Origin of the sequence: Thermomonospora umbrina (assembly GCF_003386555.1) — a bacterium.
Taxonomy (GTDB): Bacteria; Actinomycetota; Actinomycetes; order Streptosporangiales; family Streptosporangiaceae; genus Thermomonospora; species Thermomonospora umbrina.
The window spans coordinates 3968033-3989283 of record NZ_QTTT01000001.1 but is presented as its reverse complement, the minus strand read 5'-3'; the positions used below and the strand labels follow the sequence as shown (position 1 = coordinate 3989283).

Annotated in this window: 36 protein-coding genes; 3 read left to right on the top strand and 33 right to left on the bottom strand. The window is 69.2% G+C overall.

What is annotated here, in order from left to right; all coding sequences use genetic code 11:
- Positions 1-15 precede the first annotated feature (15 nt).
- Entirely contained in the window at positions 16-1527 is a 1512-nt protein-coding gene (locus tag DFJ69_RS17865) for a hypothetical protein (protein ID WP_147312353.1), read from the top strand.
- 16 nt (positions 1528-1543) lie between these two features.
- Here DFJ69_RS17865 and truA read toward each other — a convergent pair whose 3' ends face one another.
- The 8 genes from truA to infA form a co-directional block, all read right to left on the bottom strand.
- Complete coding sequence (gene truA, locus DFJ69_RS17860) at positions 1544-2386, bottom strand: tRNA pseudouridine(38-40) synthase TruA (RefSeq protein WP_116023648.1); 843 nt, start codon at positions 2384-2386, stop codon at positions 1544-1546.
- A gap of 148 nt (positions 2387-2534) precedes the next feature.
- Positions 2535-3074, bottom strand: a complete 540-nt coding sequence (gene rplQ / locus DFJ69_RS17855; RefSeq protein ID WP_116023647.1) for a 50S ribosomal protein L17 — start codon at positions 3072-3074, stop codon at positions 2535-2537.
- A 155-nt stretch (positions 3075-3229) separates the two neighbouring features.
- Positions 3230-4243, bottom strand: coding sequence for a DNA-directed RNA polymerase subunit alpha (locus DFJ69_RS17850; protein ID WP_116023646.1), 1014 nt, complete (start codon positions 4241-4243; stop codon positions 3230-3232).
- A gap of 103 nt (positions 4244-4346) precedes the next feature.
- Positions 4347-4976 carry a 30S ribosomal protein S4 gene (gene rpsD, locus DFJ69_RS17845; RefSeq protein WP_116023645.1) on the bottom strand — a complete coding sequence of 210 codons (630 nt, stop codon included), beginning with the start codon at positions 4974-4976 and terminating at the stop codon, positions 4347-4349.
- A 16-nt stretch (positions 4977-4992) separates the two neighbouring features.
- Positions 4993-5394, bottom strand: coding sequence for a 30S ribosomal protein S11 (gene rpsK, locus DFJ69_RS17840; RefSeq protein ID WP_116023644.1), 402 nt, complete (start codon positions 5392-5394; stop codon positions 4993-4995).
- A 63-nt stretch (positions 5395-5457) separates the two neighbouring features.
- Complete coding sequence (gene rpsM / locus DFJ69_RS17835; protein ID WP_116023643.1) at positions 5458-5838, bottom strand: 30S ribosomal protein S13; 381 nt, start codon at positions 5836-5838, stop codon at positions 5458-5460.
- 180 nt (positions 5839-6018) lie between these two features.
- Positions 6019-6132 carry a 50S ribosomal protein L36 gene (gene rpmJ / locus DFJ69_RS17830; protein WP_116023642.1) on the bottom strand — a complete coding sequence of 38 codons (114 nt, stop codon included), beginning with the start codon at positions 6130-6132 and terminating at the stop codon, positions 6019-6021.
- A gap of 71 nt (positions 6133-6203) precedes the next feature.
- Positions 6204-6425 carry a translation initiation factor IF-1 gene (gene infA / locus DFJ69_RS17825; protein ID WP_116023641.1) on the bottom strand — a complete coding sequence of 74 codons (222 nt, stop codon included), beginning with the start codon at positions 6423-6425 and terminating at the stop codon, positions 6204-6206.
- A 274-nt stretch (positions 6426-6699) separates the two neighbouring features.
- On the opposite strand from infA, the gene DFJ69_RS17820 reads away from it, so the two are divergent.
- Both DFJ69_RS17820 and DFJ69_RS17815 read left to right on the top strand, forming a co-directional pair.
- Positions 6700-7272 carry a hypothetical protein gene (locus tag DFJ69_RS17820; protein WP_116023640.1) on the top strand — a complete coding sequence of 191 codons (573 nt, stop codon included), beginning with the start codon at positions 6700-6702 and terminating at the stop codon, positions 7270-7272.
- Between the two features lie 62 nt (positions 7273-7334).
- Positions 7335-8135 carry a phosphodiesterase gene (locus DFJ69_RS17815; RefSeq protein ID WP_116023639.1) on the top strand — a complete coding sequence of 267 codons (801 nt, stop codon included), beginning with the start codon at positions 7335-7337 and terminating at the stop codon, positions 8133-8135.
- Here DFJ69_RS17815 and DFJ69_RS17810 read toward each other — a convergent pair.
- The 25 genes from DFJ69_RS17810 to rpsJ form a co-directional block, all read right to left on the bottom strand.
- On the bottom strand, positions 8132-8539 hold the full coding sequence (locus DFJ69_RS17810; RefSeq protein ID WP_116026707.1) for a DUF1707 SHOCT-like domain-containing protein: 408 nt from the start codon (positions 8537-8539) through the stop codon (positions 8132-8134). The two genes, DFJ69_RS17815 and DFJ69_RS17810, sit on opposite strands and share 4 nt — an antisense overlap.
- Positions 8540-8570: 31 nt before the next feature.
- On the bottom strand, positions 8571-9398 hold the full coding sequence (gene map, locus DFJ69_RS17805; protein WP_116023638.1) for a type I methionyl aminopeptidase: 828 nt from the start codon (positions 9396-9398) through the stop codon (positions 8571-8573).
- A 56-nt stretch (positions 9399-9454) separates the two neighbouring features.
- Positions 9455-10108, bottom strand: a complete 654-nt coding sequence (locus tag DFJ69_RS17800) for an adenylate kinase (RefSeq protein WP_116023637.1) — start codon at positions 10106-10108, stop codon at positions 9455-9457.
- Positions 10108-11400 (bottom strand): preprotein translocase subunit SecY, encoded by a 1293-nt coding sequence (secY, locus tag DFJ69_RS17795; RefSeq protein WP_116026706.1) that lies wholly within the window; start codon positions 11398-11400, stop codon positions 10108-10110. The genes DFJ69_RS17800 and secY overlap by 1 nt, the downstream gene beginning before the upstream one ends.
- 213 nt (positions 11401-11613) lie before the next feature.
- Positions 11614-12075: a 50S ribosomal protein L15 gene (rplO, locus tag DFJ69_RS17790; RefSeq protein ID WP_116023636.1), complete on the bottom strand. Its 462-nt coding sequence runs from the start codon at positions 12073-12075 to the stop codon at positions 11614-11616.
- Between the two features lie 2 nt (positions 12076-12077).
- A complete protein-coding gene (gene rpmD, locus DFJ69_RS17785; RefSeq protein ID WP_116023635.1) occupies positions 12078-12260 on the bottom strand; it encodes a 50S ribosomal protein L30 in 183 nt (60 codons plus the stop codon).
- Positions 12257-12877, bottom strand: coding sequence for a 30S ribosomal protein S5 (rpsE, locus tag DFJ69_RS17780; RefSeq protein WP_425453352.1), 621 nt, complete (start codon positions 12875-12877; stop codon positions 12257-12259). Before rpsE ends, rpmD begins: the two co-directional genes overlap by 4 nt.
- A 37-nt stretch (positions 12878-12914) precedes the next feature.
- A complete protein-coding gene (gene rplR / locus DFJ69_RS17775) occupies positions 12915-13301 on the bottom strand; it encodes a 50S ribosomal protein L18 (protein ID WP_116023634.1) in 387 nt (128 codons plus the stop codon).
- Between the two features lie 2 nt (positions 13302-13303).
- On the bottom strand, positions 13304-13861 hold the full coding sequence (gene rplF, locus DFJ69_RS17770) for a 50S ribosomal protein L6 (RefSeq protein WP_116023633.1): 558 nt from the start codon (positions 13859-13861) through the stop codon (positions 13304-13306).
- A 16-nt stretch (positions 13862-13877) separates the two neighbouring features.
- Positions 13878-14276 carry a 30S ribosomal protein S8 gene (gene rpsH, locus DFJ69_RS17765; protein WP_116023632.1) on the bottom strand — a complete coding sequence of 133 codons (399 nt, stop codon included), beginning with the start codon at positions 14274-14276 and terminating at the stop codon, positions 13878-13880.
- A 111-nt stretch (positions 14277-14387) separates the two neighbouring features.
- Entirely contained in the window at positions 14388-14573 is a 186-nt protein-coding gene (locus DFJ69_RS17760; RefSeq protein WP_116023631.1) for a type Z 30S ribosomal protein S14, read from the bottom strand.
- A complete protein-coding gene (rplE, locus tag DFJ69_RS17755; RefSeq protein WP_116023630.1) occupies positions 14573-15148 on the bottom strand; it encodes a 50S ribosomal protein L5 in 576 nt (191 codons plus the stop codon). Before rplE ends, DFJ69_RS17760 begins: the two co-directional genes overlap by 1 nt.
- 5 nt (positions 15149-15153) lie before the next feature.
- Positions 15154-15456, bottom strand: coding sequence for a 50S ribosomal protein L24 (gene rplX, locus DFJ69_RS17750; protein ID WP_116023629.1), 303 nt, complete (start codon positions 15454-15456; stop codon positions 15154-15156).
- Positions 15456-15824, bottom strand: coding sequence for a 50S ribosomal protein L14 (gene rplN / locus DFJ69_RS17745; RefSeq protein ID WP_103937839.1), 369 nt, complete (start codon positions 15822-15824; stop codon positions 15456-15458). Before rplN ends, rplX begins: the two co-directional genes overlap by 1 nt.
- A 60-nt stretch (positions 15825-15884) precedes the next feature.
- Positions 15885-16166 carry a 30S ribosomal protein S17 gene (rpsQ, locus tag DFJ69_RS17740; RefSeq protein ID WP_116023628.1) on the bottom strand — a complete coding sequence of 94 codons (282 nt, stop codon included), beginning with the start codon at positions 16164-16166 and terminating at the stop codon, positions 15885-15887.
- A complete protein-coding gene (rpmC, locus tag DFJ69_RS17735; protein ID WP_116023627.1) occupies positions 16159-16410 on the bottom strand; it encodes a 50S ribosomal protein L29 in 252 nt (83 codons plus the stop codon). The genes rpsQ and rpmC overlap by 8 nt, the downstream gene beginning before the upstream one ends.
- On the bottom strand, positions 16410-16829 hold the full coding sequence (gene rplP, locus DFJ69_RS17730; protein ID WP_116023626.1) for a 50S ribosomal protein L16: 420 nt from the start codon (positions 16827-16829) through the stop codon (positions 16410-16412). Before rplP ends, rpmC begins: the two co-directional genes overlap by 1 nt.
- Before the next feature lie 7 nt (positions 16830-16836).
- Positions 16837-17724, bottom strand: a complete 888-nt coding sequence (gene rpsC / locus DFJ69_RS17725; RefSeq protein ID WP_116023625.1) for a 30S ribosomal protein S3 — start codon at positions 17722-17724, stop codon at positions 16837-16839.
- The gene (gene rplV / locus DFJ69_RS17720) at positions 17724-18104 is read right to left on the bottom strand and encodes a 50S ribosomal protein L22 (protein ID WP_116023624.1); all 381 of its coding nucleotides are present in this window, start codon (positions 18102-18104) and stop codon (positions 17724-17726) included. Before rplV ends, rpsC begins: the two co-directional genes overlap by 1 nt.
- Positions 18105-18142: 38 nt before the next feature.
- A complete protein-coding gene (gene rpsS / locus DFJ69_RS17715; RefSeq protein WP_116023623.1) occupies positions 18143-18424 on the bottom strand; it encodes a 30S ribosomal protein S19 in 282 nt (93 codons plus the stop codon).
- A gap of 9 nt (positions 18425-18433) precedes the next feature.
- Positions 18434-19267, bottom strand: a complete 834-nt coding sequence (rplB, locus tag DFJ69_RS17710; protein WP_116023622.1) for a 50S ribosomal protein L2 — start codon at positions 19265-19267, stop codon at positions 18434-18436.
- A gap of 44 nt (positions 19268-19311) precedes the next feature.
- Entirely contained in the window at positions 19312-19614 is a 303-nt protein-coding gene (rplW, locus tag DFJ69_RS17705; protein ID WP_116023621.1) for a 50S ribosomal protein L23, read from the bottom strand.
- A complete protein-coding gene (gene rplD / locus DFJ69_RS17700; protein ID WP_116023620.1) occupies positions 19611-20228 on the bottom strand; it encodes a 50S ribosomal protein L4 in 618 nt (205 codons plus the stop codon). The genes rplW and rplD overlap by 4 nt, the downstream gene beginning before the upstream one ends.
- The gene (rplC, locus tag DFJ69_RS17695) at positions 20225-20875 is read right to left on the bottom strand and encodes a 50S ribosomal protein L3 (RefSeq protein ID WP_116023619.1); all 651 of its coding nucleotides are present in this window, start codon (positions 20873-20875) and stop codon (positions 20225-20227) included. The genes rplD and rplC overlap by 4 nt, the downstream gene beginning before the upstream one ends.
- 14 nt (positions 20876-20889) lie before the next feature.
- Positions 20890-21198: a 30S ribosomal protein S10 gene (gene rpsJ / locus DFJ69_RS17690; RefSeq protein ID WP_012854632.1), complete on the bottom strand. Its 309-nt coding sequence runs from the start codon at positions 21196-21198 to the stop codon at positions 20890-20892.
- Positions 21199-21251 lie beyond the last annotated feature (53 nt).

The following is a 21251-nucleotide window of genomic DNA, read 5'->3' as shown; positions in this document are numbered from 1 at the left end:
ATACCCTCTTTGGCTATGTCTGGACCTGAGGAGACCCCCGAGTCCGCGGTGGACTCGGCGTCCCCCACCTCGGACGGCACACCGTCGACGCCGGCCCCGCCCAGCTTCGGGCACGCCGGCGAACCGACCGTGGAGCCCGGGACCGAGGAGGCGGCGCCCTCTTTCGCCGTGCCGCTTTTCGGCCCCGACAAGCCCTGGTGGGCGGCCACCCCGGAAGACGACGGAGAACGGGCCCCCGAGGCCGAGCCCGAAGAGGAGCCGCTCCCCCAAGACGACGTCCAGGACCCGGTAGAGGCCGACGCGGAGATCCCGGCACCCGAGCCCCTCCGGACCCCCGTTCCGTACCTCGCGGACCGGCCCGGCCATCTGGTGGCCGGCGTGGGGGTGCCCAGGGTGGACACCCGAGGGGCCGTTCCGTCCGAGCCCATCCAGGAGTTCCCGCTCCCCGCCTACCCGGACACCGACCCCGACGGCATCCCTATGTACACGGGGCCCCACGAGCGCCCCCAGCCGCCTCCCGCCGAGGCCGACGCCCATGAGGACGAGGGCGCCGAGGGCGCGCTGACGCCCGACGCGGTCCTGCCCCCCGGGGTGTCCCCGGCGGAGTACGTGACGCCCAAGCCCGAGGGCGTCCCCCACGCCGCCGCGTCCGCCTACGGCGAGCAGGCCCCGGACGGCGTCATCCTGGTGGTCTCCCAGACCCAGCCCGACGGCGTCCCGCCGTTCCCGCCGATGGGCTCCGAGCAGCCGCGGACGATGCCGCCGCAGGGCCCGACGATGCCGGGGCCGACGATGTCCGGCCCCGCCCCGCCCGACACCGACGCCACGTTGCGCCGCCGCAACCAGATCATGATCGGCATGATCGCGCTGGTGATCCTGATCCCGGCCACCGTGCTGGCCGCGTTCGGGCTCGCCTCCGGCGGCGACGAGCGTGCCGCCGACCGACCGACCGACCGCGCCGCCGCCTCCCCCCGCCCGGCCCGCAAGCCGGGTCCCGTCCCCGTCGACATCAACAGCGAGCGGACCGACACCCGCCCGCTGGCGCTCGTCGAGGTGTTCCCCGCCAGGGACCTGGGGCTGGGCGCGCGCTTCTACGCCCAGGACATGTCCTCGGTGAACCACCAGTGCAGCCTCACCGCCCGAGGCGCGATGATCACCGCCCTCGACCGCGGCAAGTGCCGCAGCGTCGTCCGCGCCACCTACGTCAACCGGGCCAAGACCATCGCCGTCACCGCCGGCGTCGCCGTCATGCCGAACCACCAGGCGGCGCTGGCCGCCAGCCGCGCCGGCAGGCCCGGGAGGTACGAGTGGTTCCGCGGCATGCCCGGCAAGCGGTCGCCCGACATCGACCGCGCGGGCGGCCACGCCGCCGGAACGGTGCGCGGACGCTACATCGTGTACGCCTACGCCACCTACGCCGACGGCACCATCCCCAAGCCGGGCGACGACACCCTCAAGGAGGTCGCCGAGCAGTTCGTCGGGTACGGCCTGCGCCCGATCGACCGGCGCGCCACCGGACGTCCCTGAACGGGCCCCGCCCGGGTCACGAGCCCGAGGCGTCGCCCACGCTCAACGTCCGCACCCGCCGGGTCTCCTGCGCCCGGCGTGCCAGCCCCTCGTCGTCGGGGTAGCGGATCTCCTCCAGGGACAGCCCGTGCGCGGGCGCCACGTTCACGGCCGAGTCCCGTACCCGGGCGGCCAGCACCTTGGCCGGCCAGTCCACGTCCCGGCGGCCGTCGCCCACCACCAGCAGCGCCCCCACCAGGGCGCGCACCATCGAGTGACAGAACGCGTCGGCCTCCACCGTCGCGGCCGCGACCCTCGGCTCCTGCCGCGCCCACTCGTACCGCAGCAGCCGCCGAATGGTGGTCGCGCCCTCCCGCTTGCGGCAGAACGCGGCGAAGTCGTGCTCGCCGGACAACAGCACGGCCGCCTCGTTCATCCGGTCGATGTCCAGCGGACGCGGATGCCACAGCACGTCACGCCGCCGCAGCGGATCGACGCCCACCGGGTCGTCGCACACCCGGTACACGTACCGCCGCGACAGTGCGGAGAACCTGGCGTCGAAGCCCTCGGGGGCGGGCGTCACCCGCCACACCCGCACGTCCGGCGGCAACAGACCCGCCATGCGGCGCGGCAGCGTGCTGCCCGCCGCCGCGTACGCGGCCACCGGCACCACGACGTGCGCGACCTGCCCTCGGGCGTGCACCCCCGCATCGGTACGGCCCGCCACCGTCAGCACCGGCGGCGGGTCGAGCCGCAGCACGCGACCGAGCGCCTCCTCGATGACGCCCTGCACCGTCCGCTGCGCGGGCTGCCGGGCCCAGCCGGCGAAGTCCGAGCCGTCGTAGCCGATGTCGAGCCGCAGCCGCACCAGCGCCGTCATAGTCCCCCGTCCATGCGCCCAGTGTTCCAAACCAACGGGCCCGACGTCGCGCCGCAAATCCGGCGGGTCGGACCCGATCCACAACGACGAGGCCCGCCGCCCCTGGAGGGACGGCGGGCCCGGTCTGCCTTATACGGCCGGTTGACGCCTACTTGACGTCGTCGTCGGCCTTGGTCACCTCGGGCGCGTCCTCGACGGCCGTCGGCTCCTGCTCGGAGGACTCGGCGCGCGACTCCTCGATCTCGGCGTTGGCGGCGTCGAGGTCGAGGTCCTCCACCCCCTGGGCCTTGGTCTCGGCGGCGCCGGCCGCGGTCACCGTGGTCGCGCCCAGCGGCTCGGTCACCAGCTCGATGACCGCCATCGGGGCGTTGTCGCCGCGACGCGGACCGATCTTGGTGATCCGGGTGTAGCCGCCCGGCCGCTCCGCGAACGTCGGGGCGATCTCGGTGAACAGCGCGTGCACCACGCCCTTGTCGCGGATCACCGCGGCCACCAGGCGACGGTTGTGCAGGTCGCCCTTCTTGGCCTTGGTGATCAGCTTCTCCGCGTACGGGCGGACCCGCCGGGCCTTGGCCTCGGTGGTGGTGATGCGGCCGTGCTCGAACAGCGCCGTGGCGAGGTTCGCCAGGATCAGCCGCTCGTGCGCGGGCCCTCCGCCGAGGCGGGCGCCCTTGGTGGGCTTCGGCATGTCGTGTTCCTTCCTGCACCGGCCGTATCAGGTACCGGTGGCCCTTAGGGGAATGTCACCCCGGCCGTCCGGCATGGACGGGCCAGGGCGGGCGGGCACCGCATCGCAACGGCACCGCCGAACGGGCGCGGCCACAAGGCCGCGCCCGTGGACTGCTAGTACTGCTCGGTCTCGGCGTAGCCGGCGTCGTCGTCCCCGTAGGAGTCGGCGGCGGCGGTCGGGTCGAATCCGGGCGGGGAGTCCTTCAGCGAGAGGCCCATGTCGTTGAGCTTCTGCTTGACCTCTTCGATGCTCTTGGCGCCGAAATTCCTTATGTCGAGCAGGTCCTGCTCGCTGCGGGCCACCAGCTCGCCCACCGAGTGGATGCCCTCGCGCTTGAGGCAGTTGTAGGAGCGGACCGTGAGGTTCAGCTCCTCGATGGGCAGCGCCAGATCGGCCGCCAGCGCGGCGTCCGTCGGCGACGGGCCCATGTCGATGCCCTCGGCCTCGACGTTGAGCTCACGGGCCAGCCCGAACAGCTCGACGAGGGTCTTGCCGGCGCTGGCCACCGCGTCGCGGGGCAGCATCGAGTGCTTGGTCTCCACGTCGACGATCAGCCGGTCGAAGTCGGTGCGCTGCTCGACTCGGGTGGCCTCGACCTTGTAGGTGACCTTGAGGACCGGGGAGTAGATCGAGTCGATCGGGATGCGCCCGATCTCCTGGCCCGGCTGCTTGTTCTGGGCGGCGGAGACGTAGCCGCGACCGCGCTCGACGGTCAGCTCCATCTCCAGCTTGGCCTTGTTGTTCAGCGTGGCGATGTGCAGGTCGGGGTTGTGCACCTCGACACCGGCCGGCGGCGCGATGTCGGCGGCGGTGACCTCGCCCGGGCCCTGCTTGCGCAGGTACATCACCACGGGCTCGTCGTGCTCGGAGGAGACCACCAGCTCCTTGAGGTTCAGGATGATGTCGGTGACGTCCTCCTTCACCCCCGGAACGGTGGAGAACTCGTGCAGCACGCCCTCGATGCGGATGCTGGTGACCGCCGCGCCCGGGATGGACGACAGCAGCGTGCGGCGCAGCGAGTTGCCGATCGTGTAACCGAAGCCCGGCTCCAGCGGCTCGATGGTGAACCGCGACCGGAACTCGTCGACCTGCTCCTCGGCGAGGGTGGGACGTTGAGCGATGAGCATGATGTGCTCCCTTGGTGTCCACGACGCCCGCTATATGACGTCGTCGATAAATGATGCGTACCCCGGACGGGGCCTCTCGGACCCCGTCCGGGGGCGCGAGCCGCTACTTGGAGTAGAGCTCGACGATCAACTGCTCCTGGACCGGCGTGTCGATCTGCTGCCGGACCGGGAGGGAGTGCACGAGGATCCGCATGGTCGGCTCGACGATGGCCTCGAGCCACGCCGGGACCGGACGCTCGCCGGCCTCGGCCTTGGCGACCACGAACGGCGTCTGGTCCAGCGACGTCTGCTTGACCTCGATGATGTCGTTCTCGCTGACGAGGAACGACGGGATGTCGACCTTGCGGCCGTTCACCCTGAAGTGGCCGTGCATGATCAACTGACGGGCCATGTCGCGGGACTTGGCGAAGCCCGCGCGGTAGACCACGTTGTCCAGCCGCCGCTCCAGGAGCTGCAGCAGGACGTCGCCGGTCTTGCCCGTCTTCTTGTTGGCCTGCACGTAGTAGTTGTGGAACTGCCGCTCCAGCACGCCGTAGATGCGGCGGGCCTTCTGCTTCTCGCGGAGCTGCAGCAGGTACTCGGTCTCCTTGGGGCGACCGCGACCGTGCTCACCCGGCGGGTACGGCCGGATCTCGATGGGGCACTTGGGCCCCTCGCACTTGGTCCCCTTGAGGAACAGCTTCATCTTCTCGCGACGGCAGAGCTTGCAGTCCGCGCCGGTGTAACGAGCCATGTCTCTCTCCCCCGGCTCAGACGCGACGCCGCTTGGGCGGGCGGCATCCATTGTGCGGAACGGGCGTGACGTCCTGGATGGAGCCGACCTCGAGACCCGTCGCCTGAAGCGAACGGATGGCCGTCTCACGGCCCGAGCCCGGGCCCTTGACGAAGACGTCGACCTTGCGCATGCCGTGCTCCATCGCCCGCCGCGCGGCGGCCTCGGCGGCCTGCTGGGCGGCGTACGGCGTGGACTTGCGCGAGCCCTTGAAGCCGACGTGGCCGGACGAGGCCCACGCGATCACGTTGCCGTTGGGGTCGGTGATCGAAACGATCGTGTTGTTGAACGTGCTCTTGATGTGAGCGTGCCCGTGGGCGACGTTCTTCTTCTCCTTGCGGCGCACCTTCTTGGCGCCGACCTTGCTCCTGGGAGGCATCTGCTCTGTCTACTCCTGTGAGGTCATCGATCCGACGTGGCGACCGTGCCGCCGTCCGGACTACTACTTCTTGCCGGCCTTCTTCTTGCCGGCCACGGTCTTCTTCTTGCCCTTGCGGGTGCGGGCGTTGGTCTGCGTGCGCTGACCGTGCACCGGAAGGCCCCGGCGGTGCCGGATGCCCTGGTAGCAACCGATCTCGATCTTGCGCCGGATGTCCGCCTGGACCTCCCGGCGCAGGTCGCCCTCGATCTTGTAGTTGCCGTCGATCCAGTCGCGCAGCCGGATCAGCTCGTCGTCGCCGATCTCGTGCACCCGCAGGTCGCCGCTGATGCCGGTCTCGCGCAGCGTCTCCAGTGCGCGGGTCCGGCCGATGCCGAAGATGTAGGTCAGAGCGACCTCCAGGCGCTTGTCGCGCGGGAGGTCGACACCAACGAGGCGTGCCATCGTCGGGCAGTTCCCTTCATGTCGCGGAGGTCTGACGCATCGCCCTCCCCACCCCTGCCCGGGTGGCGGCCCCGGCCTCCGACCGGGGGTACCCCACACACAGCCGTGCCGTACGACCGAAAGGGCCGTACGGCGACCGTGTGAAGGTTTGCGATGCGCTGTGTACGTGGCGCTCTCGCGTCAGCCTTGACGCTGCTTGTGCCGCGGGTCCTGGCAGATGACCATGACCCGGCCGTGACGGCGGATCACCCGGCACTTGCCGCAGATCTTCTTGACGCTCGGCTTGACCTTCACTGTGGTCTCCTAGTGATCAGGGTCGCTCCCCCATTGCCACCTGGGAGAGAGGCAACCTCAGTGATCGTTGGTTACTTGTAGCGGTAGACGATCCGGCCGCGGGTGAGGTCGTAGGGGCTCAACTCCACGACGACCCGGTCGTCGGGCAGGATCCGGATGTAGTGCATCCGCATCTTGCCGCTGATGTGGGCCAGCACCATGTGCTCGTTGTCCAGCTTCACCCGGAACATGGCGTTCGGGAGAGACTCGACGACGGTGCCCTCGATCTCGATGGCCCCTTCTTTCTTGGGCATGTCCTCCGCGCTTCGCTGCTCGGTATCGTCTGGGTCCGGCCCGCCTTCCCCGGCGACGCTCCGCCGAGTGCGCGGAGATCATGCGGGAGGTGGCCACACCCTGCCGGTACGGCGAGAACTCGGGCGAGGCGACAACGGACCGACATAGGAGTCTACGTCACCGGCGGCCGAACGCGAAATCAGCGTCATCTCGGCGACCGGGACGGTTCCCCGCCCCAGCTTACCCGCTCAACCGTTGTACCTTTCCGTAAGGAGACGTCAGAGGAGGGTCGGCATGCCGAACTACGACTTCGAGCTGATCCTCAGCCGGCCGCTCCTGGAAGCCGAGCTCGATCCGCTCTTCCAGCGCACCCTCGGACGGGTGACGGTGGGGTTCGTGCGGGAGCTGCGCGGGGACGAGAAACCCGGCCAGGCCGGGTGCCGCTGGCAGGCGTCCTCCCTGTCGGCCGCGATCATGGAGGTCATCGAGCACCTGGAGTGCCTGGGCCCGGCCGAGGACGCCCCCGAGCTGCGGGTCCTGTCCGTGGAGGCCGACCCGCTGCTGTCGATGCGGGACATCGCCGACCGGGTGGGTCGGACGCTGGAGTCGGTCCGGTTGTCGATCCGGGGCACCCGCGGCCCCGGCAACTTCCCCGCCTCCGAGACCACCAGCTCCGGGCACCGGCTGTGGCGCTGGTCCAAGGTCGCCGGCTGGTACGGCGTGGTCGACCCGCAGTTGCGCGAGGCCGGCCCGACCTCGCAGGCGATCAACGGCTGGCTGGCGCTGCGCGACGTGGTGCCGCAGGTGGCGCCCGCCCCCGAGGAGGTCACCTCGGCGCTGACGGCCGTACTGTCGCACGTCGCCTGAATCTGTCAAGATCACCTTCCGTGCACGGCGGCGGCCGCCGTCCGTGCCAGGGAAGAGGATCAATGACGATCATCGCGCAGTTGAGCGACATCCATCTCGCCGTCGCCGCCCCCGGCGGGGACGACCGCTCCGGCCCGGCCCGCGCGCTCCGCGACGCCGTCTCCGCCGTGCTGGCCCTCCCGGAACGGCCCGACTGCCTGGTCCTCACCGGCGACCTCGCCGACAACGGGCTGCCCGCCGAGTACGCCCGGCTGCACGCGCTGCTGTCCCCGCTGGCGATGCCGGTCTTCGCGCTGGCGGGCAACCACGACGACCGCGCCGCGCTGCGCTCGGTGTTCACCGACCACGCCCCCGGGGACGACCCTGCGGCACCGTTCCAGTACGCCGTCGAGGTGAACGGGGTCAGGCTGGTGTGCTGCGACACCACCGTGCCCGGAGCCCCGCACGGCGAGCTCGACGGCGCCCGCCTGGCATGGCTGGACGCCGTCCTCACCGCCGGGCCCGACCTCCCCACCGTGGTGGCCACCCACCATCCGCCGTTCCGCGTCGGCGTGCGGTTCCTCGACGAGATGGGCCTGCGCGAGCCCGACGCGTTCGCCGCCGTCCTGGCCCGCCACCCGCAGGTCGTACGGGTCATCAGCGGGCACGCGCACCGGGCGTCGGCGGGCTCCATCGGTGGCGTCACCGCCATCACCTGCCCCAGCACCTACCGGCAGATCTATCTCGACACCGGCCGGCCCGGGCAGGCCGCGTACACCGGGGAGTCCGCCGGGTTCGCGGTGCACATCGTCGGCGAGGACCGCTCGGCGGTCTCGCACTTCGTGCCGACCGGGGGTCATCGCCCGCTGATGCAGGTCGACTAAGAACGCCGGCGGCCGAACAGCGCGCCCAGCAGCAGATACGCGCCCCACGGCCCGGCCACCCAGATCCACCACGGGTAGACGAACTCGACGGCGACGCCCAGGACCATCCAGATGGCCAGGTTGAGCCCGCTCACCAGCGCCCACGCCGACCACGCCACCGTGGCCACCTCCTGGCCCTGACGGCGGGGCGCGGGCGCGGACGACCCCTGGCGAACGGGAACGGGCCGCTCGTACAGGTCGGCCTCGGGAAGATCGGCGGTGACACGGTCGAGGTCGCCGTGCGTCCTCGCGCCGTAGACGGCGTCCAGCCGCTCCTGAAGCTCGTCCAGGGTGATGCGGCCGGTGGCGCAGTGCTCCCGCAGCTCCTCGGCGACCCGGTCGCGATCGGCGTCCGAGGCCCTCATCTGGGGATCGTGCGGCATCGCGCCCCCGCTCCTAGGAGGAGGCACCGAGCCGGGCGAGCCGCTCCCGGCCCTCGTCCAGCGCGGTGAGCACCCGGGGACCGTCCTCCGTCACCGCGAACGTGTGCTCGAAGTGCGCCGAGTGCAGGCCGTCGGTGGTGACCACCGTCCAGCCGTCGTCCAGCTCACGGGTGGCCTTGGTGCCGAGGTTGACCATCGGCTCGACCGCGAAGCACATGCCCGGCTCCAGCTCGGGGCCGTGGCCGGGGGCTCCATGGTTGGCGATCAACGGGTCCATGTGCATCTGCGTCCCGATGCCGTGCCCGCCGTACCCCTCCACGATGCCGTAGCGGCCCTGAGAGCGGACGTAGGACTCGATCGCATGGGAGATGTCGGTGAGTCGGGCGCCGACCCGCCCGGCCGCGAGGCCGTGCCACAGCGCCTCCTCGGTCACCTGCAGCAGTCGCCGCTGCTCGGCGGAGATCGGGCCGACCGGAACGGTGATCGCCGCGTCGCCGTGCCAGCCCTCGACGATGGCGCCGCAGTCGATGGAGATCACGTCACCGTCCCGCAGCACCTTGCGCGGGCTGGGGATGCCGTGCACGATCTCCTCGTTCACCGAGGCGCAGATCGTGGCGGGAAAGCCGTGGTAGCCCTTGAACGACGGGATCCCGTCGTGGGAACGGATGTGGTCCTCGGCGATCGCGTCGAGGTCGGCGGTGGTGATACCGGGCTTGACGGACTCTCGCAGCAGCTCCAGCGTCCGCCCGACCAGCAGCCCGGCGGCGCGCATCAGCTCGACCTGGTCCGGGCTCTTGATCTGAATCGCCGGACCGCGCCTGCGCCTACCCCACACGTGCATCCCCTCTCATCGGTTCCGCGGGCGAACGGCCACTCGCGGAACCGACGGACGGCCGATCACGTGTCGAACCGGCGGATCGCCTCCAGCGCCCGCTCGGTGACCTCCTCGACCGGACCGGTCGCGTCGATGCCGACCAGAATGCCCTCATCGGCATAGAACGACACCAGCGGCGCCGTCTGTTCCTGGTAGACCTCGAGCCGGTGCCGGACGACGTCCTCCTTGTCGTCGTCCCGCTGGAAGAGCCGGCCGCCGCAGTCGTCGCAGAGGTCGTCCTTCTTGTCGTCCCAGTCGACGTGGCAGATCTGGCCGCACTGCCCGCAGGTGCGACGGCCGGACAGCCGCCGCACCACCTCGTCCTCGTCCACCACCAGCTCCAGCACCAGGTCCAGCCGGGTGCCCCACTCGGAGTCGAGGATCTTCTTCAGGGTCTGGGCCTGCGGCACGTTGCGCGGGAAGCCGTCGAGCAGGAAACCGTCCTGAGCGTCGTCCTCGGCGAGCCGGTCCCGCACCATCGCGATGGTGATCTCGTCGGGGACGAGGTCACCGCGGTCCATGAACTGCTTGGCCTGCCGGCCCAGTTCGGTGCCGCCGCTCACGTTGGCGCGGAAGATGTCACCTGTCGAGATCTTCGGGATGGACAGGTGAGATGCGATGAACTGGGCCTGTGTCCCCTTGCCCGCTCCCGGGGGGCCCACGAGAACGATACGCACTACCGGAGGAAGCCCTCGTAGTTGCGCTGCTGGAGTTGGCTTTCGATCTGCTTCACGGTATCCAGTCCCACGCCGACGACGATGAGGATGCTCGTGCCGCCGAACGGGAAGTCGTCCGCGGCCTGCATCAGGGCGAACGCGACCATCGGCACCAACGAGACGAGCCCCAGGTAGAGCGCGCCGGGCGTGGTGATCCGGGTGAGCACGTAGTCGAGGTACTCGGCGGTGGGCCGGCCCGGACGGATGCCTGGGATGAACCCACCATACTTCTTCATGTTGTCGGCGACTTCAGTGGGGTTGAAGGTGATCGCAACGTAGAAGTACGTGAAGAAGATGATGAAGGCGAAGAAGACCGCCATGTGCCAGGCGTTGTCCTGCTGCAGGTAGGGCTGCAGCTTGACCATCCACTTGTTCTCCGGCCACAACTGCGTCGCCAGCACCGGCAGGTACAGCAGCGACGAGGCGAAGATCACCGGGATGATGCCCGCCTGGTTGACCTTCAACGGGATGTAGGTCGACGTGCCGCCGTACATCCGGCGGCCCACCATGCGCTTGGCGTACTGCACCGGGATCCGGCGCTGGGCCTGCTCGACGAACACCACACCGGCCATGATGGCCAGACCCACCAGCATCACGATGACGAAGGTGAAGGTGCCCTTGCTCTTGTAGATGGCCCAGAACTGCGCCGGGAAGACCGCGACCACCTGGGTGAAGATCAGGATCGACATGCCGTTGCCGACACCCCGGTCCGTGATCAGCTCGCCCAGCCACATGATCACCGACGTGCCCGCCGTCATCACCACGACCATGGTGATGATCGTGAACAGGTCGGTCTTGTAGAGGACGTCGGAGGCGTTCGGGAACAGCCGGCCGGTCGCGGCCATCGCCACGATGCCGGTCGCCTGCAGGATCGCCAACCCGATGGTCAGGTACCGGGTGTACTGAGTGATCTTGGTGGTGCCGGCCTGGCCCTCCTTCTTGAGGTTCTCCAGTCTCGGGATCACCACCGTCAGAAGTTGCAAGATGATGCTCGCGGTGATGTACGGCATGATGCCGAGCGCGAACACCGACAGCTTGAGCAGCGCTCCACCACTGAACAGATCGACCAGGCCGTAGAGCTGGCCCTGGTCGCCGTCGCGGGCGCCATCCACCGCTGCCCGGATCGCCCCCGTGTCCACACCCGGAGTCGGCAGCTGCGAGCCGATCCGGAAGATCAAAATGATGAACAACGTGAACAGGAGTTTCTTGCGCAGATCCGGGGTACGGAAGGCCCGAGTGATCGCGGTTAGCACCATTCCTCCTGCGCGCATCGGTGTCCGTGGCCGCTGAGGGGGCCGGATCTTCCAGCTATGGCGGCGTCGTACCACACGACGTCAGAGACGCCGACTCGACGAACAATAACAGCAGACGCGACCGGGGCTCGCCCCCCGGACGCCACGGACCTTACGGCCCTCGGCGAACGGGGGTCGAACCCCGGCGTTGTCATGGGCATGACGTGTACTGCTCTACAGCTCGTCGGTCGAACCGCCGGCAGCCGCGATCTTCTCCTTGGCGGAGGCGGAGAAGGCGTGCGCCCTCACCTGGACCGCCACGGAGATCTCGCCGTTGCCGAGCACCTTGACCGGCTGGTTCTTGCGCACCGCGCCCTTGGCCACGAGATCCTCGACGGTGATCTCGCCGCCCTGCGGGTACAGCTCGCCCAGCAGGTCCAGGTTGACGACCTGGAACTCGACCCGGTTCGGGTTCTTGAAGCCCTTGAGCTTCGGAATCCGACGGATCAGCGGCATCTGGCCGCCCTCGAAACCGACCGGAACGGTGCTGCGGGCCTTGGTGCCCTTGGTACCGCGTCCGGCCGTCTTGCCCTTGGACGCCTCGCCCCGGCCCTTGCGGACCTTGCGCTTGTTGGCGCCGGGGGCGGGACGCAGGTCGTGCACCTTGAGGGGACCACCCTCGGTGACGTCCGCCATGATCAGTCGACCTCCTCGACCGCAACGAGGTGCGCCACGGTCCGGATCATGCCGCGCACCTGCTGGGAATCCTCGCGGACGACGCTCTGGCCGATCTTCCGCAGGCCCAGGGTACGCAACGTGTCACGCTGGTTCTGCTTCTCGCTGATCCGCGACTTGATCTGCGTGATCTTGAGCTGGCTCACGACGCGGCCTCCGCCCTCGGCTCACTGCCGGCGGCGCGGGCACGCAGCATCGCGGCCGGGGCCACGTCCTCCAGCGGGAGCCCGCGCTTGGCGGCGATCTCCTCGGGCCGGTTGAGCTGCTTGAGCGCGGCCACCGTGGCGTGCACGATGTTGATCGCGTTCGAGCTGCCCAGCGACTTGCTCAGCACGTCGTGGATGCCGGCGCACTCCAGCACCGCGCGCACCGGACCACCGGCGATCACGCCGGTACCGGGGCTGGCCGGACGCAGCAGCACCACGCCGGCAGCCTCCTCGCCCTGCGAGGTGTGCGGGATGGTGCCCTGGATCCGCGGCACCTTGAAGAAGTGCTTCTTGGCCTCCTCGACGCCCTTGGCGATCGCCGCGGGCACCTCCTTGGCCTTGCCGTAGCCGACGCCGACCGTGCCGTTGCCGTCACCGACGATGACCAGCGCGGTGAAGCTGAAGCGACGGCCGCCCTTGACGACCTTGGCGACGCGGTTGATCGCCACAACGCGCTCGATGTACGACTGTCCCTTGTCGGCGCCACCGCGGCGGTCGTCGCGGCGGCCGTCGCGGCGGTCGCCACCCTGACCGCCGCCGCGCCTCTGCGCTGCCATCAGTGGTTCCTCTCGTTCATGGTCGTGGTCCGGGCCATCAGAACTCCAGGCCCTTCTCGCGCGCACCGTCCGCCAGGGCGGCGATGCGGCCGTGGTACCGGTTGCCGCCGCGGTCGAACACGACCTTCGCGACGCCGGCCTCGCGGGCCCGCGCGGCGAGCAGCTCGCCGACCTTGCGCGACTTGGCGGTCTTGTCGCCGTCGTCCGCCCGCAGGTCCGCCTCCATGGTGGACGCCGAGGCCAGCGTGTGGCCGACGGTGTCGTCGATCACCTGGGCGAACATGTGCTTGGTGGAGCGGGTCACGACCAGGCGGGGCCGCTCGGGGGTGCCGACGACCTTCTTGCGGACCCGCAGGTGCCGGCGGGCGCGGGACTTGGCCCGCGCCGACGTGGCCTTGCCGGCCACGGGCTTGCCTGCTGCCATGACTACTTACCAGCCTTTCCGACCTTCTTGCGGACCTGCTCGCCCTGGTACCGCACGCCCTTGCCCTTGTAGACGTCGGGCTTGCGGAGCTTGCGGATGTTGGCGGCGGCCTCGCCGACCTTCTGCTTGTCGATGCCGTCCACGTGGATCAACGCGTTGATCTGGTCGCGACGCACGGACTCGACGCGGAAGGTGATGCCCTCCGGCGCCTCGAAGGTGATCGGGTGGCTGTAGCCCAGCTTGAGCTCCAGCGTGTTCTGGCCCTTGGCCGCGGCCGTGTAGCCGACGCCGCGGATCTCCAGCGTCTTGCTGTACCCGTTGGTGACGCCCTCGACCATGTTGGCGATCAGCGACCGGGTGAGGCCGTGCAGCGCGCGGTTGGTGTTGACGTCGTTCGGTCGGGCGACCGTGACGGTGCCGTCCTCGAGCTTCACCTCGATGGGCTCGGCGACGGTGTGCTTCAGTTCGCCCTTGGGTCCCTTGACGGTGACCGCCTGGCCGTCGATGTTGACGTCCACGCCGCTCGGGACGGCAATGGGGAGACGTCCGATACGAGACATGTTCTGTGCCCTCCCCTCACCACACGTAGGCGAGGACTTCTCCGCCCACGCCGCGCTTGCCGGCCTGCTTGTCGGTCATCAGTCCGGAGGACGTCGAAATGATCGCGACGCCCAGTCCGCCCAGGACCTTCGGCAGGTTGTCCTTCTTCGCGTACACCCGCAGACCCGGCTTCGAAACCCGCTTGATCCCGGCGATCGAACGCTCACGGGTCGGGCCGAACTTCAGGTCGATCACGAGCTTCTTGCCGACCTCGGCGTCCTCCACATGCCAGGCGGAGATGTACCCCTCCTGCTGGAGGATCTCGGCGATGTGCGCCTTGATCTTCGAGTACGGCATGCCCACGGTGTCGTGGTACGCCGAGTTCGCGTTCCGCAGACGAGTCAGCATGTCTGCGATCGGGTCGGTCATCGTCATGGCCTACAGGCCCCTCCCCACCGCGGTTTCCAACCCTCCCGGGGTGGACCTACGGCGTGGTCGTGGGCGCCTTGGACAGGCGCCCGGTTGCTATTTCTACGTCGGTCGCGCTTACCAGCTCGACTTGGTGATCCCGGGCAGCTCGCCGCGGTGCGCCATCTCCCGGAAGCAGACCCGGCAGAGGCCGAACTTGCGGTAGACGGAGCGCGGGCGTCCGCAACGCGAACACCGAGTGTACGCGCGGACCCCGAACTTGGGCTTGCGGGCGGCCTTGGCGATCAGGCCCTTCTTCGCCATCAGTTCTCCTTGAAGGGGAAGCCCAGGGCCCGCAGGAGCGCCCGGCCCTCGTCATCGGTCTTCGCGGTCGTCACGACCGTGATGTCCATGCCCCGCTGCCGGTCGACCTTGTCCGGGTCGACCTCGTGGAACATGACCTGCTCGGTCAGCCCGAAGGTGTAGTTGCCGTTCCCGTCGAACTGCTTGGGCGACAGGCCGCGGAAGTCACGGATGCGGGGCAGCGCCAGCGACAGCAGCCGGTCCAGGAACTCCCACATCCGGTCGCCGCGCAGCGTGACGTGCGCGCCGATCGGCATGCCCTCGCGCAGCTTGAACTGGGCGATGGACTTCTTGGCCCGGTTCACGCTGGGCTTCTGGGCGGTGATCAGCGTCAGGTCGCGGATCGCGCCCTCGATCAGCTTCGTGTCCTTGGCCGCGTCGCCCACGCCCATGTTCACCACGATCTTCGTCAGACCGGGGATCTGCATGACGTTGGCGTAGCCGAACTGCTCCTGGAGGGACTTGGTGATCTCCTCGCGGTAGCGGAGCTTCAGCCGCGGCTGCGGCACCGGCCGCTCGGTGGTGGTCTCGGTCATGGCTCTCAGACCTCCTTGCCGCTGCGGCGCGAGATCCGGACCTTCGTGCCGTCCTCATTGATCTTGTAGCCGACCCGGACCGGCTTGCCGTCCTCGACCAGCGCCACGTTGCTCACGTGCAGCGACGCCTCACGGGTGATGACCCCGCCGCCCTTGCCCTGCGGGTCGGCCTTGGTGTTCTTCTTGATGAGGTTGACGCCCTCGACGGTCACCCGGTCGCGACGCGGGTCGGCGTGGATGACCTTGCCGGTCGCGCCCTTGTCCTTGCCGGCGATGACGACGACCTCGTCGCCCTTCCTGATCTTCATCACAGCACCTCCGGGGCGAGCGAGATGATTCGCATGAACTTCTTCTCGCGCAGCTCCCGACCCACCGGGCCGAAGATGCGGGTGCCCCGCGGGTCGCCGCCGTCCTTGATCAGGACGGCGGCGTTCTCGTCGAAGCGGATGTAGGAGCCGTCGGCGCGGCGGCGCTCCTTGCGGGTGCGCACGACGACGGCCTTGACGACGTCACCCTTCTTCACGCCCGCACCGGGAAGGGCGTCCTTCACCGTCGCGACGATGATGTCGCCGACTCCCGCGTAGCGCCGACCCGAGCCGCCGAGAACCCGGATGCACAGGATCTCCTTGGCACCCGTGTTGTCGGCGACCTTGAGTCGCGACTCCTGCTGGATCACGTTGACTCCTGTTCGTCACACCGGTTCTCCGCGTCGCGCGGAGCCTGGTGGAACCGGTGATTACTTGGCCTTCTCGAGGATCTCGATCACGCGCCACCGCTTGGTGGCCGACAGTGGCCGGGTCTCCATGAGACGGACGCGGTCGCCGACGCCACACTCGTTGGCCTCGTCGTGCGCCTTGTACTTGGTGGTCCGCCGAATGATCTTGTGGTACCGGCGGTGCTTGATCCGGTCCTCGACCGCCACGACGACGGTCTTGTCCATCTTGTCGCTGACCACGAGGCCTTCGGCGATCTTGCGGCTGGGCCGCTTGGCGGCCTCGGCGGGCGCCTGCTCAGTCATTGCTCTCGTCCTCCTGCGCGGGCTCCTCGGCGACCGTCACGATGCCGAGCTCGCGCTCCCGCATCACGGTGTAGATCCGGGCGATCTCGCGCTTGACCTCGCGCAGCCGCCCGTGGTTGTCAAGCTGGCCGGTGGCGGCCTGGAAGCGGAGGTTGAACAGCTCCTCCTTCGCCTCCTTCAGCTTGGTCACCAGTGCGTCCTCAGCCTCGGTGCGCAGCTCGTCGGCGGTAAGACCCTTGGCCATCAGGACTCACCCAACTCTCGCTTGACGATCTTGCACTTCATGGGGAGCTTGTGGATCGCGCGGGTCAGCGCCTCGCGGGCGATCACCTCGTTGGGGTACGAGAGCTCGAACATCACCCGGCCCGGCTTGACGTTCGCGATCCACCACTCCGGCGAGCCCTTGCCGGAACCCATGCGGGTCTCGGCGGGCTTCTTGGTCAGCGGACGGTCGGGGAAGATGTTGATCCACACCTTGCCGCCACGCTTGATGTGCCGGGTCATCGCGATACGCGCGGCCTCGATCTGCCGGTTGGTCACGTACGCGCCCTCGACGGCCTGGATGCCGAACTCGCCGAAGGTGACCTTCGTTCCACCCTTCGCCATGCCGCGGCGCTTGGGGTGGTGCTGCTTACGGTGCTTGACCTTGCGAGGGATCAGCATGGATCACTCAGCTCCCCTCACCACTCGGTGCGGGCGCCGCCGACTCGGCGGTCGGCTGGGCCTGCTCCTGACTCTGCTGCGGACGCTCGCCACCGCGGCCACCGCCGGCACCACCGGCGCCACCGCGGCCACCGCCACCGCCACCGCCACGGCCGCCGCGACGCTCGCCGCCGCGACCGCCACGACGGTCACCGCCGCGACGCTCGCCGCCGCCACCGCCACCGGGGCCGGAGCGCTGCTGGGCCGCACGGGCCTCGCGCTCGGCGCGGCTGGTGGGGGCCTCGCCCTTGTAGATCCACACCTTCACGCCGATCCGACCGAACGTGGTGCGGGCCTCGTAGAAGCCGTAGTCGATGTCGGCGCGCAGGGTGTGCAGGGGCACCTGGCCCTCGCGGTAGAACTCCGAGCGGGACATCTCCGCGCCGCCGAGGCGGCCGCCGCACTGCACCTTGATGCCCTTGGCGCCGCTCTTCATCGCGGACTGGATGGCCTTGCGCATCGCCCGACGGAACGCGACCCGGCTGGACAACTGCTCGGCCACGCCCTGGGCGACGAGCTGAGCGTCGATCTCGGGGTTCTTGACCTCGAGGATGTTGAGCTGGACCTGCTTGCCGGTCAGCTTCTCGAGGTCGCCCCGGATCCGGTCTGCCTCGGCACCGCGCCGGCCGATCACGATGCCCGGACGCGCCGTGTGGATGTCCACGCGGACGCGGTCGCGGGTGCGCTCGATCTCGACCTTGGAGATGCCGGCCCGCTCCATGCCCTTCTGCAGCATGCGACGGATCGCGACGTCTTCCTTGACGTAGTCCTTGTACAGCTTGTCGGCGTACCACCGGGACTTGAAGTCCGTGGTGATGCCGAGTCGGAACCCGTGCGGGTTGATCTTCTGACCCACTAGCGGGTCCTCCTCTTCCTGCCGCCGCCGTTCCCGGCCGCCGCGCCCTCGCGGGCCTCGACGATCACGGTGATATGGCTGGTGCGCTTGTTGATCCGGTAAGCCCGGCCCTGGGCGCGAGGCCGGAAGCGCTTGAGCGTCGGCCCCTCGTCGACCCACGCCCGGCTCACGACGAGCGTGTCGGTGTCGAGCTTGAAGTTGTGCTCGGCGTTGGCGATGGCGCTCGCCAGCACCTTGCCCACCGGCTCACTGGCAGCCTGGGGGGCGAACCGCAGCACCGCCTGAGCCTCCGCGGCGGGAAGGCCGCGGATGAGGTCCACCACGCGGCGGGCCTTCCTGGGCGTGACACGGATGAACCGCGCCTGGGCCCTGGCTTCCATCGCTGTTCCCTCTCTCCTACGTTGCGATCCTCGCCGCGTCAGCCGCGACGGCTGCGACGGTCTTCTTTGACGTGGCTGCGGAACGTCCGCGTGGGGGCGAACTCACCGAGCTTGTGGCCGACCATGGCGTCGGTGACGAACACCGGCACGTGCTTACGGCCGTCGTGCACCGCGATGGTGTGCCCGATCATCTCCGGGATGATCATGGACCGGCGGGACCACGTCTTGATGACGTTCTTGGTGCCCTTCTCGTTCTGCGTCTCCACCTTCTTGTAGAGGTGGTCGTCGACGAACGGGCCCTTCTTCAGGCTACGTGGCATGGCGTACTCCTACCGCTTCTTCTTGCTGCGACGACGGACGATCAGCCGGTCGCTGGCCTTGTTCGCCTGGCGGGTACGGCCTTCCTTCTTGCCCTTGGGGTTCACCGGGTGGCGGCCACCGGACGTCTTGCCCTCACCACCACCGTGCGGGTGGTCGATCGGGTTCATGGCCACACCGCGAACGGTCGGACGCTTGTTCTTCCAGCGCATCCGGCCGGCCTTGCCCCAGTTGATGTTCGACTGCTCGGCGTTGCCGACCTCGCCGACGGTGGCGCGGCAGCGCACGTCCACCATCCGCATCTCACCGGAGGGCATGCGCAGCGTGGCGTACTTGCCCTCCTTGGCCAGCAACTGGCAGCCGGCCCCCGCGGAGCGGGCCAGCTTCGCGCCGCCGCCGGGCTTCAGCTCGATGGCGTGCACGACGGTACCCGTCGGGATGTTGCGCAGCGGCAGGCAGTTGCCCGGCTTGATGTCCGAGCCCGGCCCGTTCTCGACGCGGTCGCCCTGCTTGAGGCCCTGCGGCGCCAGGATGTAGCGCTTCTCGCCGTCCACGTAGTGCAGCAGCGCGATGCGGGCGGTGCGGTTCGGGTCGTACTCGATGTGCGCGACCTTCGCCGGGATGCCGTCCTTGTCGGCGCGACGGAAGTCGATCAGGCGGTACGCCCGCTTGTGACCACCGCCCTGATGCCGGGTGGTGATGCGACCGTGGTTGTTGCGGCCGCCCTTCTTCGGAAGGGGGCGCAGCAGCGACTTCTCCGGCTCCCGACGCGTGAGCTCGACGAAGTCGGCCACGCTGGAGCCGCGACGACCGGGTGTCGTCGGCTTGTATTTACGGATGCCCATCTTTTTCGTTCATCCTCTAGTCGTGTTCTTCGGTTCGCCGCCGCTCAGGCGGTCGGGCCACCGAAGATGTCGATCCGGTCGCCCTCGGCCAGCCCGACGATGGCTCGCTTGGTGTCCTTGCGCTTGCCGTAGCCGAAGCGCGTCCGCTTCCGCTTGCCCTTGCGGTTGATCGTGTTCACGCTGGTCACCTTGACCCCGAACACGGCCTCGACCGCCTGCCTGATCTGGACCTTGTTGGCGTCCGGCCGGACGATGAACGTGTACTTGTTCTCGTCCAGCAGGCCGTAGCTCTTCTCCGAGACGACCGGCGCGATGATGATGTCCCGGGGGTCGGCGATCTTGCTCACTTGTCGCCACCTCCCTTCTGGTTCGTCGCGCGTGCGATGAACGACTCGTAGGCGGCCTTCGTGAAGACCACCTCGTCGCTCACCATCACGTCGTAGGTGTTGAGCTGGTCCTGGACCAGCAGGTGCACGCTGGGCTCGTTGCGCAGGCTCTTCCAGGTCAGCTCGTCCTCACGGTCGACGACCACGAGGATCCGGCGGGCCTGGCTGACCTCGCGCAGCGCCTGCAGCGCCGCCTTGGTCTTGGGGGTCTCGCCCTCGACGAGGGTGTCCACCACGTGGATCCGACCGTGCCGCGCCCGGTCCGACAGGGCGCCGCGCAGCGCGGCGGCCTTCATCTTCTTGGGCGTGCGCTGGGAGTAGTCGCGCGGCTGGGGGCCGTGCACCGTGCCGCCGCCGGCGAACTGGGGCGCGCGGGTCGAGCCCTGACGGGCGCGGCCGGTGCCCTTCTGCCGGTACGGCTTCTTGCCACCGCCGCGGACCTCGCCGCGGGTCTTGGTGGAGTGGGTGCCCTGGCGCGCCGCGGCCTGCTGGGCCACGATCACCTGGTGGATCAGCGGCACGCTGGTCTTCGCGTCGAAGATCTCCGCGGGCAGTTCGACATCGAGCTTGCTCACTTGCCCGTTCCCTTCACTGCGTCGCGGACCAGCACGAGACCGCCGTTGGGACCGGGGATGGCGCCCTTGATGAGCAGCAGGCCCTTGTCCGCGTCGATGGCGTGGATGGTCAGGTTCTGCACGGTCTTGCGGACGTGACCCATCCGCCCGGCCATGCGCAGGCCCTTGAAGACGCGACCGGGGGTCGCGCAGCCGCCGATCGAGCCCGGCGAGCGGTGCTTGCGCTGGGTGCCGTGCGAGGCGCCGAGGCCCTTGAAGCCATGGCGCTTCATGACACCCGCGGTGCCCTTGCCCTTGCTGGTGCCGGTGACGTCGATCCGCTGGCCGGCCTCGAAGACCGTGGCGGTGATCTCCTGGCCGAGGGAGTACTCGGTGGCGTCGTCGGTGCGCAGCTCGATCAGGAAGCGGCGCGGGGTCACGCCGGCCTTCTCGAAGTGCCCCGTGCGGGGCTTGTTGACCTTGCGCGGGTCCACCTGGCCGTAGCCGATCTGCACGGCGCTGTAGCCGTCCTTGTCGGGCGTACGGATCTGGGTGACGACGCACGGCCCGGCCGCGACGACGGTCACCGGAACGATCCGGCCCTCATCGTCGAAGACCTGGGTCATGCCGAGCTTCTCGCCCAGGACGCCCTTGCTCTGCTTACTCATGGTGGGTGCGTCCTCTAGAGCTTGATCTCGATGTCGACGCCGGCCGGCAGGTCGAGCCGCATCAGCGAGTCGACCGTCTTGGGCGTCGGATCGATGATGTCGATCAGCCGCTTGTGCGTGCGCATCTCGAAGTGCTCGCGCGAGTCCTTGTACTTGTGCGGCGAGCGGATGACGCAGTACACGTTCTTCTCGGTCGGCAGCGGCACCGGGCCCGCGACCTTGGCGCCCGTCCGCGTCACCGTCTCGACGATCTTCTTCGCCGAGGAGTCGATGACCTCATGGTCGTAGGCCTTGAGCCGGATGCGGATCTTCTGTCCCGCCATGGTGGCCTCGGTGTCCTTTGCTGGTAGTGCCGCTGGGTTTGTTGCCTTCGTGG